General features: G+C 67.8%; 26 protein-coding genes and 1 tRNA gene. 13 read left to right on the top strand and 14 right to left on the bottom strand.

The annotated features are described in order from the left end of the window. Positions 1–37 precede the first annotated feature (37 nt). Positions 38–1,552, top strand: coding sequence for a UxaA family hydrolase (locus ASG62_RS23615; RefSeq protein ID WP_056692648.1), 1,515 nt, complete (start codon positions 38–40; stop codon positions 1,550–1,552). Between the two features lie 189 nt (positions 1,553–1,741). On the opposite strand, the gene hslU is transcribed toward ASG62_RS23615, so the two are convergent. Further along, positions 1,742–3,049, bottom strand: coding sequence for an ATP-dependent protease ATPase subunit HslU (gene hslU, locus ASG62_RS23610; protein WP_056692651.1), 1,308 nt, complete (start codon positions 3,047–3,049; stop codon positions 1,742–1,744). A gap of 198 nt (positions 3,050–3,247) precedes the next feature. Here hslU and ASG62_RS23605 point away from each other — a divergent pair, with 198 nt between their 5' ends. The 3 genes from ASG62_RS23605 (at position 3,248) to ASG62_RS23595 (ending at position 5,498) form a co-directional block, all read left to right on the top strand. Next, positions 3,248–3,889, top strand: a complete 642-nt coding sequence (locus ASG62_RS23605; RefSeq protein ID WP_056692654.1) for a DUF1345 domain-containing protein — start codon at positions 3,248–3,250, stop codon at positions 3,887–3,889. A 195-nt stretch (positions 3,890–4,084) separates the two neighbouring features. Continuing rightward, positions 4,085–4,798, top strand: a complete 714-nt coding sequence (locus ASG62_RS23600; protein WP_244487524.1) for a LuxR family transcriptional regulator — start codon at positions 4,085–4,087, stop codon at positions 4,796–4,798. A 79-nt stretch (positions 4,799–4,877) separates the two neighbouring features. Next, positions 4,878–5,498, top strand: coding sequence for an alpha-ketoglutarate-dependent dioxygenase AlkB family protein (locus tag ASG62_RS23595; RefSeq protein WP_056692660.1), 621 nt, complete (start codon positions 4,878–4,880; stop codon positions 5,496–5,498). Here ASG62_RS23595 and coaA read toward each other — a convergent pair. The 6 genes from coaA to ASG62_RS23565 form a co-directional block, all read right to left on the bottom strand. Further along, on the bottom strand, positions 5,493–6,449 hold the full coding sequence (coaA, locus tag ASG62_RS23590; protein WP_056692663.1) for a type I pantothenate kinase: 957 nt from the start codon (positions 6,447–6,449) through the stop codon (positions 5,493–5,495). The genes ASG62_RS23595 and coaA overlap by 6 nt on opposite strands. Then, positions 6,449–6,802 (bottom strand): phosphoribosyl-ATP diphosphatase, encoded by a 354-nt coding sequence (locus ASG62_RS23585; RefSeq protein WP_056692666.1) that lies wholly within the window; start codon positions 6,800–6,802, stop codon positions 6,449–6,451. Before ASG62_RS23585 ends, coaA begins: the two co-directional genes overlap by 1 nt. Then, complete coding sequence (gene hisF, locus ASG62_RS23580) at positions 6,799–7,608, bottom strand: imidazole glycerol phosphate synthase subunit HisF (protein ID WP_056692670.1); 810 nt, start codon at positions 7,606–7,608, stop codon at positions 6,799–6,801. The genes ASG62_RS23585 and hisF overlap by 4 nt, the downstream gene beginning before the upstream one ends. Positions 7,609–7,763: 155 nt before the next feature. Then, on the bottom strand, positions 7,764–8,324 hold the full coding sequence (locus ASG62_RS23575) for a Uma2 family endonuclease (protein WP_056692673.1): 561 nt from the start codon (positions 8,322–8,324) through the stop codon (positions 7,764–7,766). Between the two features lie 80 nt (positions 8,325–8,404). Continuing rightward, entirely contained in the window at positions 8,405–8,830 is a 426-nt protein-coding gene (locus ASG62_RS23570; RefSeq protein ID WP_056692676.1) for a hypothetical protein, read from the bottom strand. 81 nt (positions 8,831–8,911) lie between these two features. Then, positions 8,912–9,400 (bottom strand): J domain-containing protein, encoded by a 489-nt coding sequence (locus tag ASG62_RS23565; RefSeq protein ID WP_056692679.1) that lies wholly within the window; start codon positions 9,398–9,400, stop codon positions 8,912–8,914. 147 nt (positions 9,401–9,547) lie between these two features. Here ASG62_RS23565 and ASG62_RS23560 point away from each other — a divergent pair, with 147 nt between their 5' ends. Both ASG62_RS23560 and ASG62_RS26830 read left to right on the top strand, forming a co-directional pair. Next, a complete protein-coding gene (locus ASG62_RS23560) occupies positions 9,548–9,748 on the top strand; it encodes a hypothetical protein (RefSeq protein WP_056692682.1) in 201 nt (66 codons plus the stop codon). 86 nt (positions 9,749–9,834) lie between these two features. Further along, positions 9,835–9,975: a hypothetical protein gene (locus tag ASG62_RS26830; protein WP_156382332.1), complete on the top strand. Its 141-nt coding sequence runs from the start codon at positions 9,835–9,837 to the stop codon at positions 9,973–9,975. A 111-nt stretch (positions 9,976–10,086) separates the two neighbouring features. Here the strand turns inward: ASG62_RS26830 and rpsA are convergent, their stop codons facing one another. From rpsA to aroA, 4 genes are all read right to left on the bottom strand, one after another. Beyond that, entirely contained in the window at positions 10,087–11,787 is a 1,701-nt protein-coding gene (rpsA, locus tag ASG62_RS23555; RefSeq protein WP_056692685.1) for a 30S ribosomal protein S1, read from the bottom strand. Between the two features lie 333 nt (positions 11,788–12,120). After that, positions 12,121–12,789: a (d)CMP kinase gene (cmk, locus tag ASG62_RS23550; protein ID WP_056692688.1), complete on the bottom strand. Its 669-nt coding sequence runs from the start codon at positions 12,787–12,789 to the stop codon at positions 12,121–12,123. Positions 12,790–12,832: 43 nt separating this feature from the next. Beyond that, a complete protein-coding gene (locus ASG62_RS23545; RefSeq protein ID WP_056692693.1) occupies positions 12,833–13,285 on the bottom strand; it encodes a hypothetical protein in 453 nt (150 codons plus the stop codon). Next, entirely contained in the window at positions 13,282–14,634 is a 1,353-nt protein-coding gene (gene aroA / locus ASG62_RS23540; protein ID WP_056692696.1) for a 3-phosphoshikimate 1-carboxyvinyltransferase, read from the bottom strand. The genes ASG62_RS23545 and aroA overlap by 4 nt, the downstream gene beginning before the upstream one ends. A 389-nt stretch (positions 14,635–15,023) precedes the next feature. Between aroA and ASG62_RS23535 the strand changes: the two genes are divergently transcribed. The 3 genes from ASG62_RS23535 to ASG62_RS23525 all read left to right on the top strand — a co-directional run bounded on the left by ASG62_RS23535 (position 15,024) and on the right by ASG62_RS23525 (position 16,328). Beyond that, the gene (locus ASG62_RS23535; RefSeq protein ID WP_056692700.1) at positions 15,024–15,440 is read left to right on the top strand and encodes a TIGR02300 family protein; all 417 of its coding nucleotides are present in this window, start codon (positions 15,024–15,026) and stop codon (positions 15,438–15,440) included. Positions 15,441–15,652: 212 nt separating this feature from the next. Then, positions 15,653–15,728, top strand: a tRNA-Ala gene (locus ASG62_RS23530). Between the two features lie 171 nt (positions 15,729–15,899). Next, the gene (locus ASG62_RS23525) at positions 15,900–16,328 is read left to right on the top strand and encodes a DUF2141 domain-containing protein (protein ID WP_056692703.1); all 429 of its coding nucleotides are present in this window, start codon (positions 15,900–15,902) and stop codon (positions 16,326–16,328) included. A gap of 4 nt (positions 16,329–16,332) precedes the next feature. Here ASG62_RS23525 and ASG62_RS23520 read toward each other — a convergent pair whose 3' ends face one another. Together ASG62_RS23520 and hslV are read right to left on the bottom strand one after the other, a co-directional pair. After that, the gene (locus ASG62_RS23520; protein ID WP_056692706.1) at positions 16,333–16,671 is read right to left on the bottom strand and encodes a DUF2147 domain-containing protein; all 339 of its coding nucleotides are present in this window, start codon (positions 16,669–16,671) and stop codon (positions 16,333–16,335) included. A 154-nt stretch (positions 16,672–16,825) separates the two neighbouring features. Then, the gene (gene hslV / locus ASG62_RS23515; RefSeq protein ID WP_056693154.1) at positions 16,826–17,380 is read right to left on the bottom strand and encodes an ATP-dependent protease subunit HslV; all 555 of its coding nucleotides are present in this window, start codon (positions 17,378–17,380) and stop codon (positions 16,826–16,828) included. Between the two features lie 212 nt (positions 17,381–17,592). On the opposite strand from hslV, the gene hisB reads away from it, so the two are divergent. From hisB to hisA, 4 genes are read left to right on the top strand one after another with little or no spacing between them, the layout of a single operon-like run. Further along, positions 17,593–18,201 carry an imidazoleglycerol-phosphate dehydratase HisB gene (hisB, locus tag ASG62_RS23510; protein WP_056692709.1) on the top strand — a complete coding sequence of 203 codons (609 nt, stop codon included), beginning with the start codon at positions 17,593–17,595 and terminating at the stop codon, positions 18,199–18,201. 25 nt (positions 18,202–18,226) lie between these two features. Next, positions 18,227–18,715 (top strand): DUF2628 domain-containing protein, encoded by a 489-nt coding sequence (locus ASG62_RS23505; RefSeq protein WP_056692711.1) that lies wholly within the window; start codon positions 18,227–18,229, stop codon positions 18,713–18,715. After that, a complete protein-coding gene (hisH, locus tag ASG62_RS23500) occupies positions 18,712–19,368 on the top strand; it encodes an imidazole glycerol phosphate synthase subunit HisH (RefSeq protein ID WP_056692715.1) in 657 nt (218 codons plus the stop codon). The genes ASG62_RS23505 and hisH overlap by 4 nt, the downstream gene beginning before the upstream one ends. 4 nt (positions 19,369–19,372) lie before the next feature. Then, positions 19,373–20,119, top strand: coding sequence for a 1-(5-phosphoribosyl)-5-[(5-phosphoribosylamino)methylideneamino]imidazole-4-carboxamide isomerase (hisA, locus tag ASG62_RS23495; protein WP_056692719.1), 747 nt, complete (start codon positions 19,373–19,375; stop codon positions 20,117–20,119). Positions 20,120–20,180: 61 nt separating this feature from the next. On the opposite strand, the gene ASG62_RS23490 is transcribed toward hisA, so the two are convergent. Continuing rightward, a complete protein-coding gene (locus ASG62_RS23490; protein ID WP_056692722.1) occupies positions 20,181–20,798 on the bottom strand; it encodes a ribonuclease D in 618 nt (205 codons plus the stop codon). Positions 20,799–20,865: the final 67 nt, after the last annotated feature.

Genomic DNA, 20,865 nt, shown 5'->3' with positions numbered 1-20,865 from the left:
AACGCACCGTCCTCACCCATCCGGAACCGCAACGCCCATGTCCCCGAACACCGTCCGTCTCGACCCCGCCGACAACGTCGTGACGGCGCTTCGCGCGCTGGAAACCGGCGCCCCCGTGGAGACGACAGCGACCTTGCAGCTCGTCCCGCGCGGCCACAAGATCGCGACGAGGCCCATTCCGGCCGGCGAGAAGGTCGTGAAATACGCGCAGATCATCGGCTATGCGAGCCGCGACATCGCGGCCGGCGAGCATGTCCACGTCCACAATATCGAGTTCCGCAACACCGCCCACGACTATCAGTTCTCGACCGACCTGCGCCCGGCCGTCATGGTCGAGCCGAACTTGCGCGACACGTTCATGGGCTACCGCCGCGCCAACGGGAAGGTCGGCACGCGCAACACGATCGCGATCCTCACCTCCGTCAACTGCTCGGCCACCGCGGCCCGCAAGATCGCCGCCCATTTCACGCCGGAGCTTCTCGCCGCCTATCCCAATGTCGACGGCGTCACCGCCTTCGTCCACGGCACCGGCTGCGGCATGGCGAGCGACGGCGAGGGCTTCGACGCGCTCCAGCGCGTCATGTGGGGCTATGCCCGCCATCCCAATGTCGCGGGCGTCCTGATGGTCGGCCTCGGCTGCGAGGTGAACCAGATCGACTGGCTGCTCGAAGCCAACGGCATCGAGAAGGGCCCGCTCTTCCACGCCATGAACATCCAGGACGTCGCGGGCCTCAGACGCACCGTCGAGGTCGGCATCGAGCGCGTCTTGGCCATGCTGCCGCTCGCCAACGAGTTCTCCCGCGAGCCGTGCCCCGCCTCCGAGATCATGGTCGGCCTTCAGTGCGGCGGCTCCGACGCCTGGTCCGGCATCACCGCCAATCCCGCGCTCGGCTACGCCTGCGACCTCCTCGTCGCGCAAGGGGGCACGGGCGTCCTCTCCGAGACGCCCGAGATTTACGGCGCCGAACACCTCCTCACCCGCCGCGCCGTCGACGGCAAGGTCGGCCAGAAGCTCGTGAAGCTCATCGACTGGTGGGAGGACTACACCGCCCGCAACAAGGGCTCGATGGACAACAATCCGAGCCCCGGCAACAAGAAGGGCGGCCTCACCACCATCCTGGAAAAGTCTCTCGGCGCCGCCGCCAAGGGCGGCACGACGCCCCTCGTCGGCGTCTACAAATACGGCGAGCCCATCCGCTCCAGAGGCTTCGTCTTCATGGACTCCCCCGGCTACGACCCGGCCTCCGTCACCGGCCAGATCGCGTCGGGCTGCAACATGATCGCCTTCACCACCGGCCGCGGCTCCGCCTCCGGCTACAAGCCCGCGCCCTCCATCAAGATCGCCACCAACACCGAAATGTACCGCCGCATGACGGAGGACATGGACGTCGACTCCGGCCGCATCGTCTCCGAAGGCATCACCATCGAACAGTCCGGCCGCGAGATCTACGACCTCATCCTGCGCATCGCCTCCGGCGAACAGACCAAGTCCGAAGCCCAAGGCCTCGGCGACTTCGAGTTCGTCCCCTGGCAGATCGGCGCCACGATGTGAGGGCACGGGGTCCTGGCGGGGCTGCCGCCCCGGACCCCGCCCGGGAACGAATTCCCGGACCCTTCTTCTTCTTTGACATGAATAAGGGGGCCATCGGCCCCCTTATTCATGTCAACGAGATGGGTTCCAAGGGACGACGTCCCTTGGCAGGGGTGAAGGGGGACGGCGTCCCCTTCGGTGCCCCCAACCTCACAGCACGAAGCGCGAGAGGTCGATATTGCCGGCGATGCCGTCGAGGGATTTGTGGACGTAGGCGGCGTCGACGACGTAGCGCTCGCCCGGCTTGTCCGGGGCCTCGAAGGAGATCTCGTCGAGGACGCGCTCCATGACGGTGGAGAGGCGGCGGGCGCCGATGTTCTCGATCGAGCCGTTGAGGTTGACGGCGGTGTCGGCGATGGCGTCGATCGCGTCCTCGGTGATTTCCAGATCGACGCCCTCGGTCTTCATCAGGGCGATGTACTGCTTGATGAGCGAGGCTTCGGTCTCGGTGAGGATGCGGCGCAGGTCGTCGCGCGTCAGGGCTTTCAGCTCGACGCGGATGGGCAGGCGGCCCTGGAGCTCGGGCAGGAGGTCCGAGGGCTTGGCGACGTGGAAGGCGCCGGACGCGATGAAGAGGATGTGGTCCGTCTTCACCGGGCCGTGCTTGGTGGCGACGGTGGTGCCTTCGACGAGCGGCAGTAGGTCGCGCTGCACGCCTTCGCGCGAGACGCCGGCCCCGCCGTAGCCGTCCTTGTTGGCGACCTTGTCGATCTCGTCGAGGAAGACGATGCCGTTGTTCTCGACCGACTGGATGGCCTCCTGCACGACGACCTCGTTGTCGAGGAGCTTGTCGGATTCCTCGCCGATGAGGAGGCCGTAGCTTTCCTTGACGGTGGTGCGGCGCTGCTTGGTGCGCCCGCCCATGGCCTTGCCCAGCATCTCGGAAATGTTGAGGACGCCGATATTGGCGCCGGGCATGCCGGGAATGTCCATGCCGCCCATCGGATTGCCGGTATCGGCGACCTCGATGTCGATCTCCTTGTCGTCGAGTTCGCCGGAGCGAAGCTTCTTGCGGAAGCTGTCGCGTGTGGCGGGCGAGGCGGTCTTGCCGACGAGCGCGTCGAGAACGCGGTCCTCGGCGCCCTGATGGGCCTTGGCCTTCACGTCCTCGCGCTTCTTCTCGCGCACGAGGCCGATGCCGATCTCCACGAGGTCGCGGATGATCTGCTCGACGTCGCGGCCGACATAGCCGACCTCGGTGAACTTGGTCGCCTCCACCTTGATGAAGGGCGCGCCGGCGAGGCGCGCGAGGCGGCGGGAGATCTCGGTCTTGCCGACGCCGGTCGGTCCGATCATCAGGATGTTCTTCGGCGAGACCTCCTCGCGGAGCGACCCTTCCAGCTGCTGGCGGCGCCAGCGGTTGCGCAGGGCCACGGCCACGGCGCGCTTGGCGTCGCTCTGTCCGATGATGTGGCGGTCGAGTTCGGAGACGATCTCGCGGGGGGAAAAGTCTGTCATGGAGCTCTCTGTGATGCCCGCCGAGGGGCGGGACCCGGAACGGGGGTGCCGGTACGGCACCGGCTCCCTGCCGCTAGATGGGATGGCGGACGGCGTTGCGCCAGAGCGCCGCGCGAGTGGTGAGAAAGCCGGCGAGGGGTTAGGGACGGAAGTTGCGACAGAGGGTGACGCCCTGTCGGCACGGCAGCGGAGCGAAGCATGTTCGACGCCTATCTCGGCCATCACCGGCGATTTCTCGGCGCCGCCGCCTTGGGGCTGGCGCTGTATCTTCTCCTGCCCTGGACGGGGCTCGGCGCGGAGCTGCATCTGGTCGTCGCGGTGGACGGCTTCTTCCTCGCCTATCTCGCCGCCATCCTGCACAAGTCGCTCGGCGCCTCGCCGGAGACGCTGAGCGAGCGCGCGAGGACGCAGGACGAGGGGATCGTGCTGATTTCCATCCTGACGGTGCTCGCCATCGTCTTCAGCCTCGTCTCCATCCTGACGCTTCTGAACAAGGCGGCCGGGCCCGACCGGCTGGGCCTCGTCCTCGCCATTCTCTCCGTGCCGCTCGGCTGGCTCATGCTGCACACGATGGCGGCCCAGCACTATGCCGATCTCTTCTATGCGCCGAAGGAGGGCCGGGCGGCGGGCGGGCTGGACTTTCCCGGCACCGAGAGGCCCGGCGCCTTCGACTTCCTCTACTTTTCCTTCGTGATCGGCATGACCGCGCAGACCGCCGACGTCTCGATCACCGGGCCGGGGATGCGCCGGGCGGTGCTCGCCCACTCGATCGCGTCCTTCTTCTTCAACACCGTGCTCGTGGCGATCGGCGTGAACGCCGCGCTCGGCGGCGCGGGGTAGCTATGCACGGGGAAGGGGAGCACACCGGTCCCGGTTCGGCTACCCCCAAAAGGCTCGGTGGATTCGGTGGCGCATGCTGCTGTAGGATCGATTCGGCTCTTGAAGCACATGCCGAGGCACTCGGTCGGACCGCAACCTCATCGGGCATGCGGTCGTCCGACGGGTGTCGCCGGCCGACGATGGAGGATGGAACTGGTGGCGGCTGCTTTGGCGATTCTGGCCGGCGTACCGAGGCCGTGGGACGAAATCCGTCTCGCCGAAGCCCTCGCCGGAATTGCGCTCGCCTACGGCTATCGTCACTATTCCATCTTCCACATTCCGGCCGCCGACGACGCGCGGGCCGAGATGAAGCTGATCGTCAGCAATTGGGAGCCGGCCTTCCTGAAAGCCTACGAGAAGCTCGGGCTCCTGCGCTTCTCACCCGTCATCCGGGCGCTGAAGGCGGGGCCGACGCCCTTTCCCTGGGACGCGGACATGCTGCACGGTTTCGACGAGCCGGACGAGCCGAACCCCCCCGCGCGGCTTCTGGCGGCGAACGGCTTTCACGGCGGCGTCTATCTGCCGGTCCACGGCATGACCTCGTTCCACGGCGCGCTCGGCTTCGCGGGCGACCGGGTCGATATCACGGAGGCGGAAATGGGCGAGCTGCAGCTGGCCGCCTTCGGCGTTCTCGGCATGCTGGCGACCTGCCGCTTCGAGGACAACAAGCGCGCCAACCCGCTGACGCCCCGCGAGCGCGACTGCCTGAAGCTCGCCATGCTCGGCAAGACCTCCTCGGAAATCGGCACGATCCTCTCTTTGTCCGAGCACACGGTCTCGCAGCATCTGACCACCGCGACGCGCAAGGTGAACGCCTCCAACCGCACCCATGCCGTCGCCGTCGCCGCGCAGCTCGGCTATCTCAGCTGAACAGCGTTCGGCTTCTCCAGCTGAACGGCGTTCGGCTCTTTCAGCCGATGAACCGCAGCCGGCATAGGGAGGCGCTCGCGTGAACGTTCTGCCGAAGGGTGTGCGGCATCTGCCGGGTTTCCTCGACAGGGCGGCGCAGCAGGCGCTGGTGGAGGAGATCCGCGCGGTCGTCGCGGCCGCGCCGCTCTACCGGCCGCAGATGCCGCGGACGGGAAAGCCGTTCAGCGTGCGCATGACCAATTGCGGCGACCTCGGCTGGGTCGCCGATCGCACGGGCTACCGCTACCAGCCCCTCCATCCCGAGACCGGAAAGCCCTGGCCGGCGATCCCCGAAACGCTTCTTGATCTCTGGCGCGGGACGTCCGCCTATCCGCACCTTCCCGAAGCCTGTCTCGTCAACTTCTACGACGAGACGGCCCGGCTCGGCCTCCATCAGGACCGCGACGAGGCCGATCTCGACGCGCCTGTCGTCTCGGTCTCGCTCGGCGACGCCTGCCTCTTTCGCATCGGCGGGCCCGTGAAGGGCGGTCGCACGACCTCGCTGAAGCTCGTCTCGGGCGATGTGCTCGTCCTCGGCGGGGAGGGGCGGCTCGCCTTCCACGGCGTGGACCGGCTCTATCCCGGCACCTCGGCCCTTCTGAGGAAAGGCGGCCGGATCAATCTGACCCTTCGGCGCGTGACGAGGCCGATGGCTCTATAGTTTGCGCAGCGCGACCTGTTCGATCCGGTGCGTGCGGCCCTTGGAGAGGACGAGATCGGCGCGCGGACGGGTCGGCAGGATGTTCTCGTAGAGGTTCTTCTCGTTGATCGTCGTCCAGAGCCGCTCGGCGGTGGCCAGCGCCTCCGCCTCGTCGATCTTGGAATAGCGGTGGAAGAAGGAGTCGACGTCGCGGAATGCGGTCTCGCGCAGGCGCATGAAGCGGTCGATGTACCAGCGCTTGATGTCCGCGACCTCGGCGTCGATGTAGATCGAATAGTCGAAGAAGTCGGAGACGAAGGGCACGACCTTTCCGTCCCGCGGCAGGTCGCGGACCTGCAGGACGTTCAGCCCCTCGAAGATCAGGATGTCGGGCTGGTCGACGCTGACGGTCTGCCCCGGCAGGACGTCGTAGGAGAAGTGCGAGTAGAGCGGCGCCTCGACATGGCGGATGCCGGCCTTGAGGTCGGAGAGGAAGCGCAGGATGCGCCCGACATCGTAGCTTTCGGGAAAGCCCTTGCGGGCCATCAGTCCCTCGGCCTCGAGGACGGCGTTCGGATAGAGGAAGCCGTCCGTCGTGACGAGATCGACCTTCGGCGAGGAGGGCCAGCGCGCCAGAAGCTCCGCGAGGATGCGCGCGGTCGTCGACTTGCCGACCGCGACCGACCCGGCGATGCCGATGATGAAGGGCGTCTTGGTGGAATCGGGCCGGGCGAGGAAGGCCTGGCGCTGGCGAAACAGGAGCTGCGAGGCCTCGACATGGGCCGAGAGCAGGCGCGAGATCGACAGATAAATGCGCGAGACCTCGTCGAGATCGACGGGATCGCCGAGACCACGCAGCCGCGCCACCTCCTCGGCCGAGAGCGTCAGCGGCTGGTCCGCCCGAAACCTGGACCATTCCTTCGCGGTGAAGAAGCGATAGGGCGAGAAGGTCGAGGGTGTCATCTGATCCATCAGCGCGGAGCGTCCAACGCCACGTGACCGCCTTCCGGGAGCCGCCGCGCCTTCTCCTCGAGGCCGGTTTCCGCCGTCCGCCGATCGAGCTCCGCCAGCACCGCGCCGAGCGGCACCCGGCGAAGATGGAGGACGACGAGGAGATGATAGAGGAGATCGGCGCTCTCCGAGGCGAGGGCGGCGTCGTCTTCCGAGATCGCCGCGATCACCGTCTCGACCGCCTCCTCGCCGAGCTTCTTGGCGGTCTTGGCGACGCCCTTGGCGGCCAGCTTCGCCGTATAGGAGCTCGGGTCCTGCGACCCCGCGCGCTGCGCGACGATCCGCTCGAGATCCTCCAGCGTGAAGCCGCTCATGCCCGAATCCCCGGAAAGCTCGCATCCGGCGGATCGCGGCGCATGGCGATGCCGGCCGCTGCCATGTGATCCTTCGCCTCGGCGATCGTGTAGGTGCCGAAATGGAAGATCGAGGCGGCGAGCACGGCGGCCGCATGGCCTTCCTTGACCCCCGCGACGAGATGATCGAGCGAGCCGACGCCGCCCGACGCGATGACCGGCACGGCGACGGCGTCCGCGACGGCCCGCGTCAGCTCGAGATCGAAGCCGGCCTTGGTGCCGTCCCGGTCCATGGAGGTGAGAAGGATTTCGCCGGCGCCGAGCGCCGTGACGCGGCGGGCGAACTCGACGGCGTCGAGACCCGTCGCCGTGCGTCCGCCATGGGTGAAGATTTCCCAGCGGCCGGGCTTGCCGGCGAGACTCACGCGCTTGGCGTCGATCGCGACGACGATGCACTGGTTGCCGAACTTGTCGGCCGCCTCGGCCACGAAGTCGGGGCGCTTCACCGCGGCCGTGTTGATCGAGACCTTGTCGGCGCCGGCCAGCAGCAGCTTGCGGATGTCGGAGACCTCCCGCACGCCGCCGCCGACCGTGACCGGCATGAAGCAGCGCTCGGCCGTCGCCGCGACGACGTCGAAGATCGTGTCGCGATTGTCCGAGGAGGCGGTGATGTCGAGGAAGCAGAGCTCGTCCGCGCCTGCCGCGTCGTAGGCCGTGGCGGCGGCGACGGGATCGCCGGCATCCACCAGCCCCTCGAAGTTGACGCCCTTCACGACCCGTCCGTCCTTGACGTCGAGGCAGGGGATGATGCGCGCTTTGAGGGTCAAGCCATGCCCGCCTTTCCCGCCGGATGGGCAGGTGTTGTGCCGGATCGCCGGAGGAGGTCGTCAGGCTTCATGAGCAAACGCTCTGGTTGTGTCGCCATGCGGTCTCCGGGTCCGCGCCGTCGAGGACAGGGCGTCGGACCCGGTTTCGAGCGCGCTTATGCGACGTCGTGATAGAGATCGGCAAGGGGAACGCGCAGATCGAATGCGCCGAGGGTTATCTGCTCGTTGATGCCGAAGAGAATGTCAGGCCCCACGAAGCCGTTCTCTTCCCGGTTCCAGATCCACGCACGGGGCTCGTCCTGACTGAGGACAAGATAGATGCGGAGCGAGGGGATGGAAATATACTCGGTGACCTTCGGTCCGAAATCGATGGCGAGAGACGAGGGCGAAAGGATCTCGGCAACGAGAATGGGAGCTTCGGTCGATAAAGCGGCCCCGTCGGTGCCTTTCTCCTCGATGTAGAGATCGGGATAGCGCACGCCGGCCTTCGTGCGAACGGCGTAGTCGGCCGTCCCGATATCGTACCGATGACGGTCGAGGCGGCTTCCCAACAGGAGGAGCAGGTTCGTGGCCACCCGATTGTGGTTCTTCGAGACGCCCGTCATCATCTCGACGATCCTTCCGTCCACGAACTCGCGCCGTCCTTCGCGCCCTTCGTTCCAGGCGAGAAAGTCGTCGGCGGTGCGGAGCGCGATGCCGGGCGTCTGGATGTTCATGGAGGCGATCCTATCAGCCTCGAACGATCGCTTGAAGAGGGCGCCTTTCGCCCGATTCACGTGAAACGCGGCGGGCCGGCTCAGCCGACGAGACAGCGGGCGGCGGCGTCGATCATCGCATTGGCGATCGTCATGCGCGTGTTGGCGCGCTCGCGAAGGCCCGCCTCGACGCGGTCGGGATGATTCAGCCGGGCGAAACGGCGGCGCAGGATCGAGAGCTCCTCCACCGAGGCGACGGCGTCGAGGTCGAGTTCGTAGGCGATGTCGTCGGCATCGATGCTGAGATCGGAGGCGTGCATGGCGCCGTCGAAGCCGGGAAGGGGCGAACGCGGGGCTTCCGGGCGGTACGCTTGGCGTGCCGCCGTCTCCGATACGGGCGCGGCCGCCGCGATGCTGTCGAGCACGCTCCAGAAGGCCGGCGCATGGCCGTGGCCGCCGTAAGCTCCGCCGGCGCCGCCGGGAGAGCGGGGACGGGCGATGTCGTCGAGGATGTCGGCGAAGTTCATGCCATTGCCTCTGGTGCCGATCGGGGAGCTTGCGCGAACCTGTCGTGACGGCAAGGTGTCATAAATCAGATGAAGCCGACGTTAAACCCGCTCGCCGCTTTCGAAGCCGCCGCTGCGATCCGCTTGCGCGGCGCGGAACTGGAACCGCTTCATCGCTGAATCGATCAGCGCGTTGGCGATCATCATCCGCTTGGTCGCGGCGAGGCGCAGGACCGACGGCACGCGGTCGGGATGGTTCTTCAGTGCGAAGTCCCGGCGCAGCCTCTGGAGCGCGCGGAGCGAGGCGAAGCGGGAGAGGCCGAGTTCGCGCTCGATCTCCGCCGGCTCGACGCTCGGGCCCTTCGGCTCCGGGCGCTGCGCACGCGGCGAGGAGGCGGATCGCCAGGAAGGCTCCCGCGACGTCGGTGCCGTGTCGTCGGCGGCAGGCTTGGCATCCTGCCGGAGAAAGGCGCGCCAGAACTCGGCCGAGCCTGTCGCGGAGGCCGGACGCTCCGGCACCTTGGCATCCTGCCGTCGGGCATCCGGCGCGGGCTTGCGCTGCGGGCGTCTCAAGATGTCGGCAAAGCTCATGGCGTCGGCCCGATCCGTCGAAATGTAACACCGCCATAAGAGCGCCGTGAGCCTTAGGGTTCCAGAACGTTCGGTCACGAAACCGTCGGAACTCGGCCGCTCTGCGCGCGTCTCTTCTTCAGTGCCACCACGAGGCGGGAGAGAGCGATGAACGGACCGACCACGACGGAGAAGACAGAGGACGACGACGTCTCCCCGATGGAGGCGCAGAACACCGGTCCGGCGAAGACGGGGCCGGCGGAGCCGGAGCTGCGGCAGGAGCAGCCGGGCGAGTCCTCCGCCCATCGGGGAAGCCCGGACACGCCGATGAGGCCCGGCGGCGAAGCGCCCACGCGCGACGATCTCTGAGCTTAAGGCTTTCGACGGCGGCTCTGGGGAACCGGAAGCCGCGATCGATCGCTTCCTGACGGCAGAACCATTGGGAGGAGAACGATATGGCAGGGTCCGAGACGAAAGCGCCGGGCGGCGACGACAAGTCCGCCGAGGACGCGGCGAAGACGGCGACCAACGAGGCCGAGCGCCACAAGTCCGGCGAGCTTCCGGCCAAGGCCGGCAAGGTCAAGCCGACGACTTAAGAAACGGCTCGTCCGAGCGAAGACCTCGAACGGAAAAAGGCCCGCCGGATCGCTCCGGCGGGCCTTTTCATGTCCGGCTTCGAAGACCCCGATCGAGGGGCCCTCCAAGGCTTACTCTTCGTCGCGCGTCTTCATCGCGGCGGCGAGGATGTCGCCGAGCGAGGCGCCCGAGTCGGACGAACCGTACTGTGCGACGGCTTCCTTCTCTTCGGCGATCTGCAGCGCCTTGATGGACACGCCGACGCGGCGGGCCTTCTTGTCGAACTGCGTGATGCGCGCATCGACCTTCTGGCCGACCGAGAAACGCTCCGGACGCTGGTCCTCGCGATCGCGGGCGAGATCGGCCCGGCGGATGAAGGAGGTGAGATCGGTTTCCGCGATCGTCACTTCCAGGCCGCCATCCGTCACCGCCGTCACTTCGCAGGTGACGATCGAGCCACGGCGCATTTCGCCGCTCTCGGCCGCCGCGACGAACGAGTCGCCGCCGACCTGCTTCATGCCGAGCGAGATGCGCTCCTTCTCGATGTCCACGTCGAGGACCTGGGCCTTGACCATGTCACCCTTGTTGTACTCCTCGATGACCTGCTCGCCCGGACGGTTCCAGTCGAGGTCGGAGAGGTGGACCATGCCGTCCACGTCGCCGTCCAGGCCGATGAAGAGACCGAACTCGGTCTTGTTCTTGACCTCGCCCTCGACGATCGAGCCGACGGGGAAGTGGTCGCGGAAGGCCTCCCAGGGGTTCTGGAGGGTCTGCTTGAGACCGAGCGAGATGCGGCGCTTGACCGGATCCACCTCGAGCACGACGACCTCGACCTCCTGGGTGGTGGAGAGGATCTTGCCGGGATGGACGTTCTTCTTGGTCCAGCTCATCTCGGAGACGTGGATCAGGCCTTCGATGCCGGGCTCCAACTCGACGAACGCGCCGTAGTCGGTGATGTTCGTGACGCGGCCCGTGACCTTGACGCCCATCGGGTACTTCACGCCGATGCCGTCCCAAGGATCGGCCTCGAGCTGCTTCATGCCGAGCGAGATGCGGTGGGTTTCCTGGTTGATGCGAATGATCTGGACCTTGACGGTCTGGCCGATCTGCAGGATCTCGGTCGGATGGTTGACGCGGCGCCAGGCCATGTCGGTGACGTGCAGCAGGCCGTCGATGCCGCCGAGGTCGACGAACGCACCGTAGTCGGTGATGTTCTTGACGACGCCGTCGACGGTCTGGCCTTCCTCGAGGTTCTGCACGATCTCGGAGCGCTGCTCGGCGCGGCTCTCTTCGAGAACGGTGCGGCGCGAGACGACGATGTTGCCGCGGCGCTTGTCCATCTTGAGGATCTGGAAGGGCTGGGGCGTGTTCATCAGCGGGCCGACGTCGCGGATCGGACGGATGTCGACCTGGGAGCGCGGCAGGAAGGCCACGGCGCCGTCGAGGTCGACCGTGAAGCCGCCCTTGACCTGATTGAAGATCTGGCCTTCGACCTTCTCGTTGTTGTTGAACTTGACCTCGAGATTGGCCCAGCTCTCCTCGCGGCGCGCCTTGTCGCGCGAGAGGACGGCTTCGCCCAGCGCATTCTCGATGCGCTCGACATAGACTTCGACCGTGTCGCCGACCTTGAGGTCGCTTTCCTTGCCCTTGCCGCCGAATTCCTTCAGCGCCACGCGGCCCTCGACCTTCAGACCGGCGTCGATGACCGCCATGTCCTTCTCGATCGCCACGACGATACCCTTGACCACCGCGCCTTCGGCGACGTCGTGGTCATGGTAGGATGCTTCCAAGAGCGCTGCGAAATCATCGCGCGACGGTTGGGTGTTCGACATTCTCTCTCCTCGGGGGACCCTCGTGATCCGAAAGCCGGCGCCATCCCTCGACAAGGGAACGCTGTAGCTCGGGTCGATCGGACGAAAGGGTCGGTGCGCCGTGTGGTTCGCGTTAAGGGTCGCCGTCCGATGGGTCCTGCTCCGTCGCATGTCTTGCGAGGGAGCCCGGACAGCCGCCGCTTGTCGCGGGGATCGGTCCGGGTGGCGCGGTGGACCCGCCAGGGGCAGGGGTTCGGTCATGGGTTCGATGCTCGGCGCCCGCCGGCCGGGGCGGCGCGGGCGAGCCCGAATCCGTCAAAGCCGAAAGGGCAGTTCTTCGAGAAGAACCGCCGTCTAGATGCCGTCCCGTTGGGCCCGTGACCGATCGATCAGTCCGCAGGCCGCCCGGAATGCCGTTTCTATATCCATTTCGCTCGTATCGAGCAAGTGCGCGTCCTCGGCCGCCCGCAGCGGCGCGGTGGCGCGGCCGGCGTCTCGCGCGTCGCGCTCGCGCACCTCGGCGAGGATGCGCTCGAAGGTCGCCTCCCGGCCCTTGGCCAGAAGCTCGTCGGTGCGCCGCCGGGCCCGCACCTCCGGGCTGGCGGTGACGAAGATCTTCACGTCCGCATCCGGGCAGATGACCGTGCCGATGTCGCGCCCGTCGAGCACGGCGCCCTTCGGGGACCTTGCGAAGTCGCGCTGGAAGGCCTCGAGCGCGGCCCGCACCGGCGGATGCACCGCGACGCGGGAGGCGAGCTCGCCGGCCTCCCGGCCGCGCAGAGCCCCGTCGTCGAGATGGGCCGTGTCGAGATCGCGCGCGATGGCGGCGGTCGCCTGCGGATCGTCGAGATCGACGCCGCGGCTCGCCGCCAGCTTGCCGATCGCCCGGTAGAGAAGGCCGGTGTCGAGATAGGGCAGGGCGTAATGGGCCGCGATCTTCAGGGCGAGCGTGCCCTTGCCGGCGGCGGCGGGTCCGTCGATCGCGATGATCAGGGGGGCGGTGATCAGGGGCTGGTCGGCCACGCGCGTCGTCCTTGAATGAAGCCTCGATGAAGAAGGCGGGCGGTCAGGTCGTCTTGTCGATGCCGGCGGGCGCTTCGGACGGGCCGGCTGCCGTCTCGTCCACCTCGTCCTCCGCCGCTGTCTCGGCCGGCGGAAGAAGGCGGCCGGTCGCGGCCGCCGCGATTCCGAGGGCGCTGCCCATCACATAGGGCACGCTGAGAAAGAACAGGATGAGCCCGAGCCCGCCGATCTTGTCGAGGGCCCAGAGGACGAGGAGCACGCCGCCGTTTCGCTGGAGCGTCGGCGGCAGGCCGGCGGCGAGCGTCTCCCGCCCGGCGATCGCGATGGCGAGCGCCAGGACGAGACCGAGCGCCCGCACGATCCGCCCGCGCGACAGGCGAAGCGGCGTCCGGCCGGTGGCGGCGGCGGCCCGGTGCAGGCCGTGGGCGACGTGGCGCCCGTAGACGAAGGCGAGCGGCGCGAAGAAGAGGAGCGCGAGCGCCGCCGCCGGCGTCACGGCGCCAGCGCCTCGAGATCGGCGCCGAGCCCGCCCATGAGCCCGACGAATTCGGGAAAGCTCGTCGCGATCATCGTGGAATCGTCGACCGTGACGGGCTTCTCGGCGGCGAGGCCGAGGACGAGGAAGCTCATCGCGATCCGGTGGTCGAGATGCGTCGCGACCGTTCCGCCGCCGAGCCCCGCGCCGTCCGGCCGGCCCGTGACGGTCAGCCAGTCGCGGCCTTCCTCGTGGTCGATGCCGTTGGCGGCCAAGCCCGCCGCGACGGCGGCCAGACGGTCCGACTCCTTGACGCGCAGCTCGTCGAGCCCGCGCATGATCGTCGTGCCCCGGGCGAAGGCGGCGGCGACGGCGAGGACCGGATATTCGTCGATCATGGAGGGCGCGCGGTCCTCCGGCACCTCGACGCCGGAGAGCTCGGCATGGCGCACGCGAAGGTCCGCCACCGTCTCGCCGCCCGAGATGCGCTCGTTCAGGACCTCGATCGAGGCGCCCATTTCGATCAGCGTCTGGACGAGGCCGGTCCGCGTCGGGTTCATCAGAACGTTCTCCACCGTCACGTCCGAGCCCGGCACGATCGCCGCCGCGACGACCGCGAAGGCCGCCGAGGACGGATCGCCCGGCACGACGAAGTCGGGCACGCCGACGAGCCGGCCCTGGCCCTCCAGCCGGATCGTGCGCACGCCGGCGGCGTCCGTCTCGACGGAGACCGTCGCGCCGAACCCGTCCAGCATCTTCTCGGTGTGGTCGCGCGTCATGATGGGCTCGACGACGGTCGTGATGCCCGGCGCGTTGAGGCCGGCCAGGAGCACGGCGGACTTCACCTGCGCGGAGGCCATGGGCACGCGGTAGGTGATGGGCGCGGCGACGCGGGGGCCGCGCACGGAGAGCGGCAGGCGGTCGCCCGTGCGGCCGGCGACCTGAACGCCCATCTCGCGCAAGGGATCGAGCACGCGGCCCATGGGCCGGCGCGAGAGCGAGGCGTCGCCGACGAAGGTCGCGCCGAAATCGTAGGGCCCGACGAGGCCCATCGTCAGGCGCACGCCCGTTCCGGCATTGCCGAAGTCGAGCACGCCGTCCGGCTCCAGGAGACAGCCGTTCCCGACGCCGTCGATGATCCAGGCCTCGCCCTCCCGTTCGATCCGGGCGCCCATGGCGCGCATGGCCCGGCCGGTCGCCAGCACGTCCTCGCCCTCCAGAAGCCCGGTGACGCGCGTGCGCCCCGCCGCGATGCCGCCGAAGAGGAAGGCGCGGTGGGAGATGGACTTGTCGCCCGGCACCTTGGCGCGGCCGGCCAGCGCCGCGCCGCGCTTCGCCCGCATCGGCCGCGCCTTCGTGTCTGCGCTCATGGCGCCTGCTCCCTTTGCGTTGTCTCCGATCGGCGAAATCCCTCGCCGCTGTCCTCGAAGACGGTCTCTTTGCGTCCTGGCCTGCGTTACCATGGACAAAAGCGCGGCGTCACCCGGTCTCCGGGTCCCGATTCGCTGGGCGTTAGAAGCCTTGCACCCGTGGCTTTGACAAGCCACATGGCAGGCCGTAAGGGACCTTCCCCAGCCGGCCGGTCGTGGCGGCGGCGGGAAACCGCGATGCCGGGGCCGTCTGTCCCGGCGCCGGGCTCCTGTCGGCAGCGCGGCGCGCACCGAATCATCAGACGAATCGATCGACCCTTTCCAGCGAACGCCCCACTCGAGCGCAACCTCCCTCATCAGCGCGAGACGGCACGGAACACGAGGATTTCATGGCGAAACCCGAACTCGGTACCAAGCGCGTCTGTCCGGAGACGGGGCGCAAGTTCTACGATCTCGGCAAGGAGCCGATCGTCTCGCCCTATACCGGCACGTCCTATCCGCTCTCCTTCTTCGAGGCGCCGGCGCGCGTCTCCAAGCGCGGCCCCGCGGCCGCCGTGGCGGAGGAAGAGGAGGAGGCCGAGGTCGAGGTCGTCGAGGCTGTCGACGAGGAAGAGGCGGTCGAGACCGTGTCCCTCACCGATGTCGAGGAAGACGAGGACGTCAGCGCCAAGCCCGAGAGCATCGACATCGACGACGACGAGGAGGTCGAGGTGGACGATGCCGACGACACGTTCCTCGAAGCCGACGAGGACGAGGACGACGACATGACCGACATCATCGGCTCGCGCGACGGCGACGACGACTGATCGCGATCGAAACGATCCCCGTGCGGTCCGAAGGGGCGCACGGGGCTCTGCCTGCGGTGGGCGGAAAGGCTTTTTATCACGGTCTCAGGCGCTTTTACGAAAAGTCGCTTGACCGGGTCCGAAAGCTTCTCTAGGAACCCGCCTCACGGAAGACGACGGGTCGCCCAGACCCGCCGCCCTCGGACGGTCCTTCGGGAACCGCTCCAAAGGATGGGGCCATAGCTCAGCTGGGAGAGCGCTACAATGGCATTGTAGAGGTCAGCGGTTCGATCCCGCTTGGCTCCACCAACTTCTTCAAATCACACAAGCATCTGTAAGATCGACGTCGCGTCGTCCGCCGACAGGCCGTCCTGCGGCGATCGGCGCCGTTGGCGTTTTCGCGTTCGTCGGTTGGATGAGCGGGAGCGGCGCGAACGGCCCCTCCATCCGGTCGGTCGCGACCGTCGAGAAGGTAGAGCCATGCTGCGAACGTCGATTGCCCTTGCCGCGCTTCTCGCCTCCGTGGTCCCATCCGCCGCCGCCGATCTGTCGATCACCGTGGAGGGCCTGCGCAACCGCACGGGAAGCCTTTCGGTCTGCCTCTTTCGCGATTCCGCTGAGTTTCCCGATTGCGGCGCGTCGAAGAGCGCGATTCGGCGGACGGTGCCGGCCAGCGCGGCCGGCCAGCCGATCCGGTTTCGCGATCTGGCGCCCGGCGCCTATGCGGTGACGGTGCTGCACGACGAGAATTCCGACGGGAAGCTCGACACCAATCTCTTGGGCATTCCGAAGGAGGGCGTCGGCATCACCAACAATCGGCTCCCCCGCTTCTCCGCGCCGACGTTCGGCGACGCGCGCATCGAGATGCCGGCCGGCCGCCGCCAGACCGTGACGCTCGTCTACTGGTAGACGGTCAGGTCCGCGTCCAAGTCTGCGTCTTGCAGAAGATCTTGAGCGCACAGCCCTGCAGCTTCAGCACGTCGCCCTGGACCGCTGCATTGCCGGAATAGGTCTTGTCGTCGCGCGGATCGGTGACGGTGCCCTGATAGGTGCCGTCGCTGCCGCTCATGCGGCCGGCCGACTTGCCCTTGTGGCGGCCGCTGACGACCTCCGCGCAATAGCTGCCGCCGCAACTCGTGACCTCGACGATGCCGCCGCCGGGGGCGCGCCACTTGCCGAGAATGGGCTCGTTCGCCGAAGCGCCGCCGGCGGCGAAGGCGAGGAAGGCCGCGGAAAGGAGAATGGTCCGCATCGATCTGTTCCCATGATGTTATGTTTGAGGGAAGGATGCTCGACCCGGCGATTTGGTTCCGCGCGACGCCGTTCACGACGCCGCGCGGAGGCCCGACGCCCCGAACGCGGCTGCCGCGCGTTGTGCCATGCCGAGGCCGAGGGCCAAGGCGCTGCTAGAGGTCGATGCCTTCCAGGATGACGTTGTCGTTCGTGTAGATGCAGATCTCGGCCGCGATCTTCATCGCGCGGCGCGCGATCGTCTCCGCGTCAAAGTCGGTCTCGGCGAGGGCCTTGGCGGCCGCCAGCGCGAAATTGCCGCCCGAGCCGATCGCCATCACGCCGGCTTCCGGCTCCAGCACGTCGCCATTGCCCGTCAGCGTCAGCGTCACCGACTTGTCGGCGACGATCATCATCGCCTCCAGGCGGCGCAGATAGCGGTCCGTGCGCCAATCCTTGGCAAGCTCCACCGAGGCGCGCATCAGCTGGTCGGGATATTGCTCGAGCTTGGCCTCCAGCCGCTCCAGAAGCGTGAAGGCGTCGGCCGTGGCGCCGGCGAAGCCCGCGATGACGCGGCCTTCCTTGCCGAGCCGGCGGACCTTGCGCGCATTGCCCTTCATCACCGTGTTGCCGAGCGAGACCTGTCCGTCGCCCGCGATCACCACCCGGCCGCCCTTGCGCACCGTGACGATCGTTGTGCCGTACATCGTCGCGGGGTCGTGTCTGTCCATCATCGATTCTGTCCTTCGCATCCGGCAGCCGATCCCTATCCTCGAGGCGATCGCGGTCCGCCGATGGCCGCACATGTATGGGCGATGGGGCCGGCTTCCAAGAAGCGCGGGCCTTCCCGTCGCGTAACGCTTGACGCGACGGCCAAAAAGCCCTTTGCGAAGGCAGGGCGGCGCGGGAACGAGGCGCTGCGACGGGCGATGGAGCGAGCGGCATGGGCGAGACGGCAGGACGGCGGGACGCCTCGATCGAGCGCTCCACCAAGGAAACGTCGATCCGGGTCCGAATCGATCTCGACGGCACCGGGCGATCGACGATCGCGACCGGCGTCGGCTTCTTCGACCACATGCTCGACCAGCTCTCCCGCCACTCCCTGATCGACATGACGATCGAGGCCAAGGGAGATCTTCACATCGACGACCACCACACGGTGGAGGACACAGGCATCGCGCTCGGCCTCGCCATCAAGGCCGCGCTCGGCGACCGCCGGGGCATCCGCCGCTATGCCTCGCTGGATCTGGCGATGGACGAATGTCTGTCGCGCGCCGCGGTAGACGTGTCCGGCCGGCCCTTCCTGATCTTCCGCACCGTGTTTCCGCGCGAAAAGATCGGCACGTTCGACACCGAGCTGGTGCGCGAGTTCTTCAACGCGCTCGCGATCAATGCCGGCATCACGCTGCACATCGAGACGCTTTACGGCGAGAACGCCCATCACATCGCCGAATCCTGCTTCAAGGCGGTGGCCCGCGTGCTCGGCGAGGCCGTCTCGATCGATCCCCGCCAAGCCGACCTCGTGCCCTCCACCAAGGGCGTCCTGGCATGACGGGCGGGCGGAGCCCGGCGCCGCGATGAGCCGCTTCATCATCTTCGAGCCCTCCGCCAGCGAGGAGGCAGGGCCGAGCGACCGCATTCGGCTCGTGCGCGACGGATTCGCTGGCTGGGCCGTGCTCTTTCCCTTTCTCTGGCTGTTCCGTCACGGCCTCTGGCTGAGCGGCATCCTGACGTTCCTGCTCTGGATCGGCTTCGGGTTCCTGGGCAAGATCCCGGGTCTCGGGCTCGCGGCCGCGGTCCTGCCGATCCTGCTCGGCATCCTCGTCGCCCTCGAAGGCCCCAGCCTTCGTGCGCTTCGCCTGAAGCGCAAGCGCTTTCGGGAAGCCGCCGTCGTCGAGGCGGACACGGAGGAGGAAGCCGAGATCCTCTATTATGCCGGGTCCGAATCGATTTCGGTTTCACGTGAATCATCCGGTGATTCACGTGAAACCACGCCGCCGCCCTTCGTCGGCCGCGCTTTCGGACCCTCGACCCATCTCCTCGATATTCCGCGGAGCCAGCCATGACCGAGACGCTCGCCATCATCGACTATGGCTCCGGCAATCTGCGCTCCGCCACCAAGGCGCTGGAGCGGGCCGCGCGGGAGGCCGGGCTCGATACGAAGATCCGCCTGACCGACGATCCCGAGATCGTGCGCCGGGCCGATCGAATCCTCCTTCCCGGCGTCGGCGCCTATGCCGACTGCCGCCGGGGCCTCGGCGCGATCGCCGGCATGGAGGAGGCGCTGGTCGAGGCCGTCGAGGCGGCCGCCAAGCCCTTTCTCGGCATCTGCGTCGGCATGCAGCTCATGGCGACGCGCGGCCTTGAAAAGGCGGTGACGCAAGGGTTCGGCTGGATTCCCGGCGACGTCGCGCCGATCGTGCCCTCCGATCCCGCGCTCAAGATCCCGCAGATCGGCTGGAACACGCTGACCCTCCTGCGCCCCCATCCGCTGCTGGAAGGCATCGCGACGGGGGAGGACGGGCTCCACGCCTATTTCGTCCATTCCTACCAGTTGCAGGCCGCCGAGAGCGACACGGTCGTCGCCACCACCGACTATGGCGGCCCCGTCACCGCCGTCGTCGCGCGCGACAACAAGGTCGGAACCCAGTTCCACCCGGAGAAGAGCCAGCGGCTCGGCCTTGCCCTCCTCACGAACTTCCTGCGCTGGAGGCCCTGAGCCCATGCCCATTCTCTTCCCCGCCATCGACCTGAAGGACGGCGCCTGCGTGCGCCTGAAGCTCGGCGACATGGATCAGGCGACTGTCTACAACGAGGACCCGGCCGCGCAGGCCCGCGACTTCGCGGCGGCCGGCTTTTCGCATCTCCACGTCGTCGATCTCAACGGCGCCTTCGAGGGCCGGGCCGTCAACGCGGACGCGGTGAAGGCGATCGTGGCGGCGGTGGGGCAGGGGATGAAGGTCCAGCTCGGCGGCGGCATCCGCACGCTGGCCGACGTGGAGCGCTGGCTGGAGGCGGGCCTTTCGCGCGTCATTCTCGGCACGATCGCGGTGCGCGACCCCGCCCTCGTGCGCGAGGCGGCGCGGCGCTTTCCCCGCCAGATCGCGGTCGGCATCGACGCCAAGGGCGGCAAGGTCGCGGTCGAGGGCTGGGCGGAGACGTCCGAGCTGACCGCCGTCGATCTCGCCCTTCGCTTCGAGGACGCCGGCGTCGCCGCGATCATCTACACCGATATCGACCGCGACGGCATTCTGGCCGGCATCAACTGGGAATCGACGATCGATCTCGCCGAGAGCATCGAGATCCCCGTCATCGCCTCCGGGGGTCTCGCCTCCATCGCCGACATCGTGCGCCTCACCATGCCCGACGCCGCCAAGCTCGAAGGCGCCATCTCGGGCCGCGCCCTCTATGACGGGCGTATCGACGCGGCGGAGGCCCTGCGCATCCTCGCCGGACAGTTCGAGGCCTGAACGAAAACGGCGCCCGGTCTGCGAAGACCCGGCGCCGCGATCACGACCCAGCTGCGGTCGATCAGACCGAATGGGAGAAGAGATCCTGCTCGTCCCAGCCGAGAAGATCCAGCTTGGCGCGCGTCGGCAGGTAGGCGAAGGAGGCCTTGGCGAGATCCAGCCGGTCCTCGCGCTCCAGGCGCTTCAGAAGCACGCTCATCATATCGTGCAGGTAGAGAACGTCCGAGGCGGCATATTCGATCTGCGCGGGCGTGAGGTTCTCGGCCGCCCAGTCCGAGGACTGCTGCTGCTTGGAGAGATCGACGCCGACGAGCTCGCGCGCGAGATCCTTCAGGCCGTGCCGGTCCGTATAGGTGCGCACGAGGCGCGAGGCGATCTTGGTGCAGAAGACCGGCTCCGTCATCACGCCGAACGCATGGTAGAGCGCGGCGATGTCGAACCTGGCGTAGTGGAAGATCTTGGTCTTCGTCTTGTCCGCCAGAAGCGCCGTCAGGTTCGGCGCCTCGCGCTGGCCTTTGGCGATCTGCACGACATCGGCCGTGCCGTCGCCCGGCGAGAGCTGCACGACGCAGAGCCGGTCGCGACGCGTATCGAGGCCGAGCGTTTCGGTGTCGATCGCAACCGAGCCGGTGTAGCGCGACAGGTCGGGCAGATCGCCCTTGTGCACACGGATCGTCATGAATGGGCCTTTCCGGCTGATCGAGCGGCGGGCTCCGCGCCCGCCTGGAATGTGTCGGGGATGGTGG

It is taken from the genome of Aureimonas sp. Leaf427 (assembly GCF_001425485.1).
Classification (GTDB): domain Bacteria; phylum Pseudomonadota; class Alphaproteobacteria; order Rhizobiales; family Rhizobiaceae; genus Plantimonas.
This window is presented reverse-complemented; position numbering and strand designations above follow the sequence as displayed.